Genomic DNA, 13,841 nt, shown 5'->3' on the forward strand with positions numbered 1-13,841 from the left:
GCTTTATCAGATGGAGAGCGCTATGGCTTGGAATGAGCCGGGTGGCAACTCGAATAATCAGGATCCTTGGGGTGGTAAACGCCGCAATAATGGCGACCGCAAGGGGCCACCAGATCTCGACGAGGCCTTCCGAAAGCTGCAGGAAAGCCTGAATGGGTTGTTCGGTGGTGGAAAAAAACGTGGTGGTGACGACGGCGGTCGTACGAGCAAGGGCGGTGGTTACGGCTTGCTCGGCATCGGCCTTGTCGTGCTGGCGGCCGTCTGGCTGTACAGCGCTGTCTATGTCGTAGACGAGCAGGAGCAAGCCGTGGTGCTGCGCTTCGGCAAGTACTACGAGACAGTCGGGCCAGGCCTGAACATCTACTTCCCGCCGATCGACAAGAAGTACATGGAGAACGTCACGCGTGAGCGTGCCTACACCAAGCAAGGCCAGATGCTGACTGAAGACGAGAACATCGTCGAAGTGCCGCTGACCGTGCAGTACAAGATCAGCAACCTGCAGGACTTCGTGCTGAACGTTGATCAGCCGGAAATCAGCCTGCAACACGCCACCGAAAGTGCCCTGCGCCATGTGGTCGGTTCTACCGCCATGGACCAGGTACTGACCGAAGGTCGTGAATTAATGGCCAGCGAGATCAAGGAGCGCCTGCAACGGTTCCTCGACACCTATCGCACCGGTATCACCGTCACCCAGGTGAACGTACAGAGCGCAGCGGCACCGCGTGAAGTGCAGGAAGCCTTTGACGACGTGATCCGTGCCCGTGAAGACGAGCAGCGTTCGCGCAACCAGGCTGAAACCTACGCCAACGGCGTCGTGCCGGAAGCCCGTGGCCAGGCCCAGCGCATCCTTGAGGATGCCAACGGTTACCGCGACGAAGTGGTTTCGCGCGCCAAGGGTGAGGCGGACCGCTTCACCAAATTGGTCGCCGAGTACCGCAAGGCTCCGGAAGTTACCCGTGAGCGTCTGTACCTGGACACCATGCAGGAAGTCTTCACCAACACCAGCAAGGTACTCGTGACCGGTGGCAAAAGTGGGCAGAACAACCTGCTCTACCTGCCGCTTGACAAGATGATCGAAGGTGGTCGTAGCAGCACCAGCGCGCCGTCCAGCGGTTCGAACGCTGCTGCCAACGAAGCGAGCGCCCGTGCGGCCGCTGACTTGCTGCAACAGCAAACACGTACCAGGGAGAGTCGTTGATGAGCAATAAATCGCTGACCGCCCTGATTGTGGGCGTCGTCGTGGTCATCGCTGCCTGGAACTGCTTCTACATCGTGTCTCAGACCGAGCGCGCGGTGTTGCTGCAATTCGGCCGTGTGGTCCAGGCGGATGTCCAGCCGGGCCTGCATGTGAAAGTCCCCTACGTGAACCAGGTGCGCAAGTTTGACGGCCGCCTGATGACCCTGGATGCACCGACACAGCGCTTCCTGACCCTGGAAAAGAAAGCCGTGATGGTTGACGCCTACGCCAAGTGGCGCGTCAAGGATGCCGAGCGTTTCTACACCGCGACCTCCGGCCTCAAGCAGATTGCCGACGAGCGTTTGTCGCGCCGTCTGGAGTCGGGCCTGCGTGACCAGTTTGGTAAGCGCACCCTGCACGAGGTGGTGTCGGGTGAACGTGACGCGCTGATGGCTGACATCACGCGTTCGTTGAACGCGATGGCGGAAAAAGAGCTGGGCATCGAAGTAATCGATGTTCGGGTCAAGGCCATCGACCTGCCGAAGGAAGTGAACCGCAGCGTGTTCGAGCGCATGAGCACCGAGCGTGAGCGTGAAGCCCGTGAGCACCGTGCCAAGGGTAACGAGTTGGCTGAAGGTATCCGTGCGGATGCCGACCGTCAGCGCCGTGTACTGCTGGCCGAAGCCTATCGCGAGTCTGAAGAAGCGCGTGGTGATGGTGATGCTCAAGCCTCGGCGATCTACGCCAAGGCCTACAGCCAGGACCAGGAGTTCTATGCGTTCTACCGTAGCCTGCGCGCCTACCGTGAAAGCTTCGCAAACAAAACCGACGTCATGGTGCTGGACCCAAGCAGCGACTTCTTTCGCTACCTGGAAAAATCCAAGTAACAGCCTGTGACTTCAAGGCGCACTCCGTCGGGCGGCTAAAACGCCTGGCGGGGTGATCCTTTCAGAAAACGGGTGTATGATGCGGCAGCCGGGAAATTCCCGGCTTTTTTGCGTCTGCATGTTTGATTGTTGTTTGGCCGCGCAGGCGCCACAGGTTTTTCGAGGAAAGTGCCCGACGAGGCCGCTAGCAGGCTATTTCGTCACGTCGTTCTTGCGCGTTGTTTAGGCAGGGGCCGGGTATTTTCTGCTTCACTCAAGGCTCGGCCGAGGGCTGGCCGCCCGGATCATAGGGGAATGGCGTAATGGCAACGGTAGACCGCTGGCTGCTGCCAGATGGCATCGAAGAAGTACTGCCACCAGAAGCTGCGCGCATAGAAGTAGCGCGCCGCCAGGTGTTGGATCTGTTCCAGAGCTGGGGTTACGAGTTTGTCGTGACCCCCCATATCGAGTACCTGGAATCCCTGCTGACGGGCGCGGGCCAGGACCTGGATCTGCGCACCTTCAAGGTCATCGACCCGCAATCGGGCCGGCAAATGGGCTTTCGTGCCGACATCACGCCGCAAGTGGCGCGCATTGATGCGCACACCCTGCGCCGTGAAGGCCCGAGCCGCTTGTGCTACGCCGGCAGCGTGCTGCATGCACAGCCGCGTGCCTTGTCGTCGTCGCGTAGCCCGATCCAGTTGGGCGCCGAATTGTACGGCGACGCCAGCCCGAGCAGTGACGTTGAAGTGATCAGCTTGATGCTGGCCATGCTGCAACTGGCTGACGTGCCGGATGTCCACATGGACCTGGGCCACGTCGGTATCTACCGTGGCCTGGCGCGTGCCGCCGGTTTGTCCGGAGAAGTCGAGCAGCAGTTGTTCGATGCCCTGCAACGCAAGGCTATCGACGAAGTGATCGCCTTGACCGAAGGCGTGCCTGCTGACTTGGCCGACATGCTGCGTGCGTTGGTCAACCTGTGCGGCGGCCGTGAAGTGCTGATGGCTGCGCGCGAGCGCCTGGCCCATGCGCCGGCACCGGTATTGGCGGCCCTCGATGACGTGCTGGCGATTGCCGAGCGTTTGTCGGCGCGGTTCCCGGATCTGCCGCTGTACTTTGATTTGGGTGAGTTGCGCGGCTACCACTACCACACCGGTGTGGTGTTCGCCGTATTTGTACCGGGTGTTGGCCAAGCCATCGCCCAAGGCGGTCGTTATGACGATATCGGCGCTGACTTCGGTCGCGCGCGTCCGGCGACTGGCTTTTCCACCGATTTGAAAACCCTGGTGACCCTGGGGCGTGCTGAGGTCGAGCTGCCGTCTGGCGGTATCTGGATGCCCGACAGTACGGACGCAGCACTCTGGCAGCAGGTTTGCCAGTTGCGCAGTGAGGGTCAGCGTGTCGTCCAGGCTTTGCCTGGGCAGCCATTGGCCGCCGCCCGTGAAGCGGACTGCGACCGGCAATTGATTCAGCAGAACGGGCTTTGGCAAGTATCGCCACTGGCTTCTTGAGTTTTCCTGCCGGCCATCGCCGGCACCAAGTTTGCGCGAATGAGGACAAGTGTTATGGGTAAGAATGTCGTAGTCCTGGGCACCCAATGGGGTGATGAGGGCAAAGGCAAGATCGTTGATCTGCTGACCGAACATGCTGCCGCCGTAGTGCGCTACCAAGGTGGCCACAACGCTGGTCACACCCTGGTCATCGATGGCGAAAAAACCGTCTTGCACCTGATTCCGTCGGGTGTCCTGCGCGAAGGCGTGCAGTGCCTGATCGGCAACGGCGTGGTGGTTGCACCTGACGCCCTGCTGCGCGAGATCATCAAGCTGGAAGAGAAAGGCGTACCGGTGCGCGAGCGCCTGCGTATCAGCCCGTCCTGCCCGCTGATCCTGTCCTTCCACGTCGCGCTGGACCAGGCCCGTGAAAAGGCCCGTGGCGAGCTGAAGATCGGTACGACCGGTCGCGGCATCGGCCCGGCTTACGAAGACAAGGTTGCGCGTCGTGGCCTGCGTGTGGGCGACCTGCTCAACATGCCGCGCTTTGAAGACAAGCTGCGTGAATTGGTGGATTACCACAACTTCATGCTGGTCGGTTACTACAAAGAGCCGGCCATCGAGTTTGAAAAGACCCTGGCCGAGTGCAAGGAGTACGCTGAGCTGCTCAAGCCGCTGATGCTGGACGTGACTGCCGAGCTGCACGACCTGCGTCGCGCCGGCAAAGACATCATGTTCGAAGGCGCCCAAGGTTCGTTGCTCGACATCGACCACGGCACCTACCCGTACGTGACCAGCTCCAACACCACCGCGGGTGGCGTTGCGACCGGTTCGGGCGTGGGCCCTATGTTCCTGGATTACATCCTGGGCATCACCAAGGCTTACACCACTCGCGTAGGTTCGGGCCCGTTCCCGACTGAGCTGTTTGACGACGTCGGCGCGCACTTGGCCAAGCAAGGTCACGAGTTCGGTGCAACGACCGGCCGCGCCCGTCGTTGCGGCTGGTTCGACGCGGTTATCCTGCGTCGCGCTATCGACGTGAACAGCATCTCGGGCATCTGCCTGACCAAGCTGGACGTACTCGACGGCCTGGAAACCATCAACATCTGCATCGGTTACAAAGATGCGGAAGGCAAGGACGTTGCCCCGACGGACGCTGACAGCTACGTAGGCCTGCAGCCTGTGTACGAAGAAGTGCCGGGCTGGACCGAATCGACCGTGGGTGCCAAAACCCTGGAAGAACTGCCAGCCAACGCTCGTGCTTACATCAAACGTGTTGAAGAGCTGATCGGCGCACCGATCGACATTATTTCGACGGGCCCGGACCGCAACGAGACTATCGTTCTGCGTCACCCGTTCGCTTAATAAGCTGTTGATGTAGAAAGCAAAGGGCTCCTTCGGGAGCCCTTTGTCGTTGCTGCCTGGCAGACGGCACGACCTTTGCTATGGTTCTTTCTTTCGCGGTGCTATCAAATTAATGGCACCCGTGGTGGAGGGATTCCCAGTGTCTGCCGTTCTCTCATTGTTACAAAGCCGTCTGTTGCGGCCGGTGTTCGTTACCCTCGGTATCGCTCTTTTGGTGCAAGTGCTGGTGGCCGTCGCTCTGACGCGGAGCACCGTCACGGCATTGGAAGCTGATTTGGGCAATCGCCTGGGTATCGACAGCCAGAAGCTGTCTGGCGAGCTGGCGCAAGCCGGCAAGGAAGTCACATCCAGCCTGGACAGCCTGTCGTCCAGTACCCGCCAGCGTCTCACCAGTGGTTTGTCTTCGCGCTTGCAGGACGAGCAAAAGCAACTGCGTGCGACCCTGGAGAAAGACCTGCAAGACTCTGCCAACGACATGGCGCAGTTGCTGGCCTCGGTGGCGCCACGCGCCATGTGGGACAGTGATGTGCCGACGTTGTCGGAGTTTGCCCGGCGCGCCCAGCGCAATCCCAACGTGTTGTTCGTGGTCTACGACGACGCGGCCGGGGAGCATCTGACCCGTTATCTGAACCGCGACAACCCGATCAACCAGGCATTGCTGGCAAAAGGTCAGGGCGATCGCGCCCTGGACAAAGTGCTGGACGCTGCCAAGGCGGATCCTTCCGTGTACTACGTTGAGGCCTCCATCAGCCCTAACGGTGTGGAGATCGGCAAAGTCCGCATGGGCGTCTCGACAGCGTCCGTAGAGACGGACCTGGCCGCACTGGACAAGCGTTTTGCCGCTCTGATCGCCAGCAGTGATCAGTTGGTGGGCGACAGCCTCACAGGCGCCGCTGCCGACAGCGCAGCGGCCATGGGCGCGCGCCTGCAGTCTGCGCAGGCCACCGCCACCCAGATGACCGCCAACACCACCAGCGCCGTACAGGATGCCGCCGGCACCTTGCGCTGGCGCATCGGCATGGGGCTCGCGATTGTCGGGTTCGGCGTGCTGCTGCTGATCGCCATTGTGCTCGGCCGCCGCGTGGTCAGTCGCCTGAAGCTGCTGATTGCGGCCATGGATGACCTGGCGGCAGGCGAGGGCGACCTCACCAAGCGTGTGCAGATCAGCAGCAAGGACGAAATCGGCGACATGGCCTCGGCGGTCAATCGCTTTGTGGATAAGTTGCAGCCGATCGTGCGCGAAGCGGGCGATGTGGCCCAGCGTACCGGCGTGGAAATCGGCGCGATGACGTTGCGCAATGCCGGCGCCGACAAGGCCGCCGGTTTGCAGCGTGATGAAGTCGCCGAGAGCCTGCGCGCGCTCTCGCAGATGGCCGATGAAGCCCAGTCTGAAAGCCATGCGATGCAGGCGGCGTTGCAACAGGTGGTGGATATTCGCCAGGCCACGGACGAGAACGCTCGTACGTCAGCAGAAGTGGGCGGCTTGATTGAAGCGCTGGCGGGGCAGGTGCAGGCGGGCTCTCAGGTGATTGAGCGGCTGGCGCAGCAAAGCCAGCAAATTGAAGTGGTGTTGACGGTGATTCACGGGATTGCCGAGCAGACCAACCTGTTGGCGCTCAACGCGGCCATTGAAGCGGCGCGTGCGGGTGAGACCGGGCGTGGTTTCGCAGTGGTGGCGGATGAAGTGCGGGCATTGGCGAGTAAAACCCAGAGCTCCACCGGTGATATCCAGGCGCATATCGTGGCGCTGCAGCAGGGTGCGCGTGAAGCTGTTGAGACCATCAGCAAGGCGGGACGCCAGGCGAATGAAGGGTTGTTGGTGTTGCGTGACAGTGTGCGCTTACAGCAGACGGTGCAGGCGTCGGTCGAGCAGGTGCATGCGGCCATCGGCCTGGCAACGCGCGCGGCTGAGCATCAAGCTCAAGGCGCGCATGCGGTGCGGGGGCGCGTCGAGGTGATTCATGCCCAGGCTGAACGGGCAGCGCAGGCCGTGGTCGAGACCACCGCCAGTGGCAAAGTGCTGGATGGGTTGGCGGCCCAGTTGAAGGCGAGCCTGGGGCAGTTCCGGGCTTAGTGTTGGCTGTTCCGGACTCATCGCAGGCAAGCCAGCTCCCACATTTTGATGTGTGAATACATTCAAAATGTGGGCGCTGGCTTGCCTGCGATGGCGGTCTCAGCGGCTCAGATACATTCGAGTCGTGAGCAAATACACCGGCAACCCCGACACCAGAATCAACAGCGCTGCATAAGGCGCCGCCGCCGCGAACTCCACATTCGAGGTGTGCGCCCACACGGCCGTCGCCAGGGTATTCAGCCCGGTCGGGCTGAGCAGCAACGTCGCCGTCAATTCCTTCATAGCATCCAGAAACACCAGCGCAAATGCCGCACCCAGCGCCGGGAAGATAATCGGCAGGGTCACTCGGCAAAACGCGCTGAACGATGACGCACCCAGCGTGCGCGCGGCTTCTTCCAGTTGCGGCGCAGCCTTGTTCAGCGCGGTGCGAATCGGTGCCTGAGCCAGCGGCAGGAACAACAACGCATAAGCGATCAGCAGCAGCGCAGACGTCTGATAGAGCGCCGGCACGTAGTGCAGTGCGAAATACACCAGCGTCAGCGCAATCACCAGGCCGGGCAGGGCATGCAGCAGGTACGGCAGGCGTTCGGCCCAGAGCGCCAGTTGGCCTTTGTAGCGCACCACCAACAGCCCCACCGGCACGGCCAGCACCAGGCAAAGCGCCGCGCCGCCAAGTGACAGTGCGAGGGAGGACAGCAGCGCCTCGCCAATCTCGGCCACCGGAAACGCCGCCGACGAACCCACCGCCAGCCAATAACCGAGCATTCCCAACGGAATGCCACTGCCGATGATCGCCAGCACCAGGCAATAGATTTGCCCCAGAGGCGCCCATTTACCCAGCTTGACCTGCTCGGCATGCCGCGCCGCGCCTTGGCCGATGCGCACATGTCGGCCCTTGCCGCGTACACGCAATTCCAGCCACAGCAATGTGAGGCACATCACCAGCAACACCGCCGAGAGCATCGCAGCGTTGGCGTTGCTGAACTCCAGTTCGAACTGTTGGTAGATCGCGGTGGTGAAGGTTTGCAGGCCAATGATCGACAGCGCGCCGAATTCCACCAGCATGTGCAGGGCGATCAGCAGCGCCCCGGCCAGCAGCGAAGGCCACAGCAACGGCAGCGTGACGCGAAAAAATACGCCCCAGCGATTCTGTCCCAGTGTGCGGGCAGATTCTTCCAGGGATGGGTCAAGGTTGCGTAAGGTCGCCGCCACCGGCAGAAACACCAGTGGGTATTTGGACAGGGTCATCACCAGGATTGCGCCGCCCAGCCCTTCGAAGTTGGCGCTCAGCGACACCCAGGTGAAGCTGCTGACAAACGCCGGCACCGCAAACGGCAGGCACAAAATCACGCCCCAGACGCGCCGCCCCGGCAGGTTGCTGCGCTCCAGCAGCCATGCCAGGGACAGGCCGATCACGCCGCAGGCCAGCGTCACGCCGACCATCAGCGCCAGCGTATTGCGCAGCAGCCCAAACACATAAGGCCGCCACAACAGATGCACCGCCTCCGCCCAGCCCGCTTGCCAGGCTTTAGTCCCGACGTACACCAGCGGCAGCAGGCTCAAGCCCACCAGGAACAGCACGGGCAGCAACAGCCAGATCGAAGGGCGCTTGCGGCGCGGGCTGAACCCTCCGCGCAAGGCGGGGGCGGAGAGCGATGGGTTCATCAGTTCAAGCCAACGTCACGTTCCAGGTCCAGGGCTTCTTCGGCGTTGCCAAGGTCCGCAGGGGTGACTTTCGGCGGTTGCAGCTCGCTGAAAGGCTTGAGGCCACGGCTGGATTCCATGCCTTTGCGCAACGGATATTCGGCCGAGGTGTTGGTGATCACGCGCTGGCCTTCTTCGCTGGCCATGAATGCCAGCAGTTGCTGGGCTTCCTTGGGGTGTTTGCTGGATTTCAGCGCTGCCGCGGAAGACACGGTAATCAGGCCGCCAGCATCGCCGTCGGTGAAGTAATGCAGCTTGGAGTCCAGATTGGTTTTTTCTTTCTTCAAGGCAAACCAGTAATAGTTGTTCACCAGCACGGTGGCCACTTCGCCGTTTTCCACCGCCTTGAGGGCGACCATGTTGTTGCTGTACACCTTGCCGAACGCGCGCAGGCCGGTCAGCCATTCTTCAGCGGCTTCGCGCCCGTGCAGCTTGATGATCGCCACCGCTTGTTCCTGGAACGCGCCGCTGGTGGGCACGAAACCGACTTTGCCTTGCCACTCGGGGCCGGCGAAATCGAGCACTGACTTGGGCAGGTCCTTTTCGGCGATCAGTTTCGGGTTGAAGGCCACGACGCGGGTGCGCGCGGTCACGCCCATCCAGTCACCGTTGCTGCCGACATAGTCCTTGGGCAATACATCCAAGGTGCTGGCATCGATCTTGGCCAGCAAGCCTTGCTCGCCGAGCTTGTTCAGCGGCGGCGATTCTTCGGTGTAGATCACGTCGGCGGGGGAGCGCTCGCCTTCTTCCACGACCTGGCTGGCCAGCTGGTTGCTGCTGCCTTTGCGCACGTTGACGTGAATGCCGGTCTTGGCTTCGAAGGCCTTGGCGAGTTCATCGCCGACTTCTTTGTGTTGGCCGTTGTACAGGGTCAGGGAAACCTTGTCGGCGGAATAGGCGGCGGGCGAGAGCAGGGTCAGGCCGAGCAGGGTGAGGGTCAGGCCACGCAGAAGGGATGTCTTGAGACGGGTATCGCGGATGATCATCCGGGGTTTTCCTCGCTTGTGTGCAACAAATCTTTGCAAGGATAAACGATAAAGTTTCTCAGGTGCGAATGCGGGAGGAATCGAGATGAAGTTTTCGAGCCGAAGTTTTCAAACCCCGGAAACGAAAAAACCCGCTTTCGCGGGTTTGATCTGAATTTGGTGCCCAGGAGAAGACTCGAACTTCCACGACCTTGCGATCACCAGCACCTGAAGCTGGCGTGTCTACCAATTTCACCACCTGGGCAGCTCAACAACGTTGCCGCTGTTGATGGGGCGAACTATACGGCGGGCTTTTTGATCTGTAAACCCCTGATATCAAAAATATAAATCAAGAATCACGTTAAAAATCAAAGGCCTGAAACGCAAAAACCCGCTTTCGCGGGTTTTTGGGAGACTCAAGGCAGAACCTTGAGTTTGAAATTGGTGCCCAGGAGAAGACTCGAACTTCCACGACCTTGCGATCACCAGCACCTGAAGCTGGCGTGTCTACCAATTTCACCACCTGGGCAGCATCAACAACGTTGCCGTCGTCGATGGCGCGCACTATACGGAGCGAATTTTTAGCTGTAAAGCCCTGCCATGAAAAAAGCCTGGAAAATTTCGCCAGTGGTCGTGCAAGGTGGTCGCCAGGGGCTGCAAAGGGCTTTTAAATGCTTGTTGATGCCTGAAATTTCCCGTTTCAATACGCGTATGCCAAACTAACCCGCATATAGACAAGGTGAAAACTCTCTAATGGCCGATTGGCAGTCCCTCGATCCCGAGGCCGCTCGTGAAGCGGAAAAATATGAAAACCCTATTCCTAGCCGCGAACTGATCCTGGCGCATCTCGCCGATCGGGGTTCGCCTGCTAGCCGCGAGCAGCTGGTTGAAGAGTTCGGTCTGACCACCGAAGACCAGCTCGAAGCCCTGCGCCGCCGTTTGCGTGCCATGGAGCGCGACGCTCAACTGATCTACACCCGCCGTGGCACTTACGCGCCTGTGGATAAGCTCGACCTGATCCTGGGCCGCATTGCTGGCCATCGTGACGGTTTCGGCTTCCTGATCCCGGACGACGGCAGCGATGACCTGTTCATGAGCCCGGCGCAAATGCGCCTGGTGTTCGACGGTGACCGTGCGCTGGCACGTGTTTCCGGTCTGGACCGTCGCGGTCGCCGTGAAGGTGTGATCGTCGAAGTGGTATCGCGTGCCCACGAGTCCATCGTCGGCCGTTACTTCGAAGAAGGCGGTATCGGCTTTGTTGTGCCGGATAACCCGAAGGTGCAGCAGGAAGTGCTGATCACCCCGGGCCGAAATGGCGCCGCCAAGGTCGGTCAGTTCGTCGAGGTGAAAATCACCCACTGGCCAACGGCGCGCTTCCAGCCGCAAGGCGATATCGTTGAAGTGGTCGGCAACTACATGGCGCCGGGCATGGAAATCGACGTTGCGCTGCGCACCTACGATATCCCTCACGTCTGGCCTGAGGCTGTGCTCAAAGAAGCCAGCAAGCTCAAGCCGGAAGTCGAAGAGAAAGACAAAGAAAAACGCATCGACCTGCGCCATCTGCCGTTCGTCACCATTGACGGCGAAGATGCCCGCGACTTCGACGATGCGGTCTATTGCGAAGCCAAGCCGGGCAAGCTGCGCCTGTTCTCCGGCGGCTGGAAGTTGTTCGTCGCGATTGCCGACGTGTCCAGCTACGTGAAGATCGGTTCGGCCCTGGATAACGAGGCTCAAGTGCGCGGCAACTCCGTGTACTTCCCCGAGCGCGTGATCCCGATGCTGCCTGAGCAGCTGTCCAACGGCCTGTGCTCCCTGAACCCGAAAGTCGACCGTTTGGCCATGGTGTGCGAGATGACTATCTCGAAAACCGGCGAAATGACCGATTACCAGTTCTACGAAGCGGTGATCCACTCCCAGGCCCGCCTGACCTATAACAAGGTCAGCACCATCCTGGAACAGCCGAAAACCAGCGAAGCCAAAGCCCTGCGCGGTGAGTACGGCCATGTCGTACCGCACCTCAAGCAGCTGTACTCGCTGTACAAGGTGTTGCTGGGTGCTCGTCACGTACGTGGCGCGATCGATTTTGAAACCCAGGAAACCCGAATTGTCTTCGGTTCCGAGCGCAAGATCGCCGCGATTACCCCGACCACGCGTAACGATGCGCACAAGCTGATCGAGGAATGCATGCTGGCGGCCAACGTGGCCACCGCCGAATTCCTCAAGAAGCACGAGATTCCTGCGTTGTACCGGGTGCACGACGGCCCGCCGCCGGAGCGTCTGGAAAAACTGCGTGCGTTCCTGGGTGAACTCGGCCTGTCCCTGCACAAAGGCAAGGACGGCCCGACGCCGAAGGACTATCAGGCCTTGCTCGCGAGCATCAAGGACCGTCCGGATTACCACGTGATCCAGACCGTCATGCTGCGCTCCCTGAGCCAGGCGGTGTACAGCGCCGACAACCAGGGCCACTTCGGCCTGAATTACGAGGCGTACACGCACTTCACCTCGCCAATTCGTCGTTACCCGGATTTGCTCACGCACCGGGCGATCCGCAGCGTGATCCATTCCAAGCAGAACACCCCGCACGTCAAGCGCGCCGGTGCCATGACCATTCCGAAAGCACGGATTTATCCGTACGACGAAGCGGCCCTGGAACAGCTGGGCGAGCAGTGCTCCATGAGCGAGCGCCGTGCTGACGAAGCCACACGCGACGTAGTGAACTGGCTCAAGTGCGAGTTCATGAAAGACCGCGTAGGCGAGTCGTTCCCGGGTGTGATCACCGCCGTGACCGGTTTTGGTCTGTTTGTTGAGCTGACGGACATCTACGTCGAGGGCTTGGTGCACGTCACCGCCTTGCCGGGTGACTACTACCACTTCGACCCTGTGCATCACCGCCTGGCGGGCGAGCGCACCGGTCGCAGCTTCCGTTTGGGCGACACCGTGGAAGTGCAGGTCATGCGCGTCGACCTCGACGAACGCAAGATCGACTTCGGCATGCCGGACAAGCCCGCTGAACCCGTTGGCCGTAAAAAGCGTGGCGGCGAAACCGCAGCGCCGGCAGCCAAAGGCAAGGGCGCACCTGCGAAAGCAGCGGCCGCCGAGCCTGCGCCAGCCAAAGCCGGTCGCCGCTCGTCGGTCAAGGACAAGGCGCCTGAAGCCTACCGCCCAAGCGACGCAGCGGCGAAAAACGCTGAGCTGCGCAAGAGCCGCGAATTGAAGCAGCAGTTGCTCAGCGAAGCCAAAAGCGGTGGTAAAGCGGCGTCTGGGGGAAAGTCCCGCGAGGCGGAAAAACCGTCGAGCAAGCCGAGTAAACACCGTAAAGGCCCGCCAAAAGCGGGCTCGGCTCCCGCGAAAAGCGGCGGGTCGCGCAAACCTAAGGCCAAGCCATGAGTCTGGAAAAAATCTACGGCGTTCACGCCGTGGAAGCACTGCTGCGTCACCACCCTAAGCGCGTCAAGCAAGTGTGGCTGGCGGAGGGCCGCAGCGAGCCGCGCGTACAAGCGCTGGTTGAGCTGGCCACCCAAAACAAGGTGGCTATCGGCCAGGCCGAGCGTCGTGAAATGGACGTCTGGGTAGAAGGCGTTCACCAAGGCGTGGTCGCGGACGTCAGCCCGAGCCAGGTCTGGGGCGAAGCGATGCTCGACGAACTGCTCGACCGTACCGAAGGCGCGCCGCTGTTGCTGGTGCTCGACGGCGTGACCGACCCGCACAACCTCGGCGCCTGCCTGCGTTCGGCAGATGCTGCTGGCGCGCTGGCCGTGATCGTGCCCAAAGACAAGTCAGCCACCCTGACGCCAGTCGTGCGTAAAGTGGCGTGCGGCGCGGCGGAGGTGATTCCATTGGTCGCCGTGACCAACCTGGCGCGCACCCTGGAGAAACTCCAGCAGCGTGGCCTGTGGGTCGTGGGCACGGCAGGCGAGGCTGAGGTCAGCATTTATGACCAGGACCTCACCGGCCCGACCATTCTGATCATGGGCGCCGAAGGCAAAGGCATGCGTCGCCTGACCCGTGAGCATTGCGATTACCTGGTAAAACTGCCGATGGCCGGTAGCGTCAGCAGCCTGAACGTGTCGGTTGCCACGGGCGTTTGCTTGTTCGAGGCACAGCGCCAGCGTGGCGTGAAGGCTAAAGCCAAGAAATAACCCAGCCTTGCGCAGATCCAAATGTGGGAGCGGGCTTGTGTGGGAGCTGGCTTGCCTGCGA

At 61.0% G+C, this 13,841-nt stretch carries 9 protein-coding genes, 2 tRNA genes and 1 pseudogene; 8 read left to right on the forward strand and 4 right to left on the reverse strand.

The annotated features are described in order from the left end of the window. Positions 1-22 precede the first annotated feature (22 nt). The 6 genes and pseudogenes from hflK (at position 23) to WBB95_RS01735 (ending at position 6,972) form a co-directional block, all read left to right on the forward strand. On the forward strand, positions 23-1,198 hold the full coding sequence (gene hflK, locus WBB95_RS01710) for an FtsH protease activity modulator HflK (RefSeq protein WP_424486009.1): 1,176 nt from the start codon (positions 23-25) through the stop codon (positions 1,196-1,198). Then, entirely contained in the window at positions 1,198-2,064 is an 867-nt protein-coding gene (gene hflC, locus WBB95_RS01715) for a protease modulator HflC (protein ID WP_424486010.1), read from the forward strand. Before hflK ends, hflC begins: the two co-directional genes overlap by 1 nt. Positions 2,065-2,366: 302 nt before the next feature. Further along, the gene (locus WBB95_RS01720) at positions 2,367-3,554 is read left to right on the forward strand and encodes an ATP phosphoribosyltransferase regulatory subunit (protein WP_424486011.1); all 1,188 of its coding nucleotides are present in this window, start codon (positions 2,367-2,369) and stop codon (positions 3,552-3,554) included. A 54-nt stretch (positions 3,555-3,608) separates the two neighbouring features. Beyond that, a complete protein-coding gene (locus tag WBB95_RS01725) occupies positions 3,609-4,898 on the forward strand; it encodes an adenylosuccinate synthase (protein WP_424486012.1) in 1,290 nt (429 codons plus the stop codon). A gap of 1,114 nt (positions 4,899-6,012) precedes the next feature. Next, positions 6,013-6,066: pseudogene (locus tag WBB95_RS01730) on the forward strand (hypothetical protein); the annotation flags it as partial. 201 nt (positions 6,067-6,267) lie between these two features. Next, positions 6,268-6,972: a methyl-accepting chemotaxis protein gene (locus tag WBB95_RS01735; protein ID WP_424486016.1), complete on the forward strand. Its 705-nt coding sequence runs from the start codon at positions 6,268-6,270 to the stop codon at positions 6,970-6,972. A gap of 99 nt (positions 6,973-7,071) precedes the next feature. On the opposite strand, the gene WBB95_RS01740 is transcribed toward WBB95_RS01735, so the two are convergent. The 4 genes from WBB95_RS01740 to WBB95_RS01755 form a co-directional block, all read right to left on the reverse strand. After that, positions 7,072-8,637 (reverse strand): ABC transporter permease, encoded by a 1,566-nt coding sequence (locus WBB95_RS01740; protein ID WP_424486013.1) that lies wholly within the window; start codon positions 8,635-8,637, stop codon positions 7,072-7,074. Then, on the reverse strand, positions 8,637-9,662 hold the full coding sequence (locus WBB95_RS01745) for an extracellular solute-binding protein (protein ID WP_424486014.1): 1,026 nt from the start codon (positions 9,660-9,662) through the stop codon (positions 8,637-8,639). The genes WBB95_RS01740 and WBB95_RS01745 overlap by 1 nt, the downstream gene beginning before the upstream one ends. A 157-nt stretch (positions 9,663-9,819) precedes the next feature. Continuing rightward, a tRNA-Leu gene (locus tag WBB95_RS01750) sits at positions 9,820-9,906 on the reverse strand. Positions 9,907-10,083: 177 nt separating this feature from the next. Next, positions 10,084-10,170 (reverse strand) — tRNA-Leu (locus tag WBB95_RS01755). A 224-nt stretch (positions 10,171-10,394) separates the two neighbouring features. Between WBB95_RS01755 and rnr the strand changes: the two genes are divergently transcribed. Together rnr and rlmB are read left to right on the forward strand one after the other, a co-directional pair. Then, entirely contained in the window at positions 10,395-13,028 is a 2,634-nt protein-coding gene (gene rnr, locus WBB95_RS01760; RefSeq protein WP_424486015.1) for a ribonuclease R, read from the forward strand. Continuing rightward, positions 13,025-13,780, forward strand: a complete 756-nt coding sequence (gene rlmB / locus WBB95_RS01765) for a 23S rRNA (guanosine(2251)-2'-O)-methyltransferase RlmB (RefSeq protein WP_056860521.1) — start codon at positions 13,025-13,027, stop codon at positions 13,778-13,780. The genes rnr and rlmB overlap by 4 nt, the downstream gene beginning before the upstream one ends. The last annotated feature ends 61 nt before the right edge of the window (positions 13,781-13,841 follow it).

This window comes from Pseudomonas sp. (assembly GCF_049645325.1).
GTDB lineage: Bacteria > Pseudomonadota > Gammaproteobacteria > Pseudomonadales > Pseudomonadaceae > Aquipseudomonas.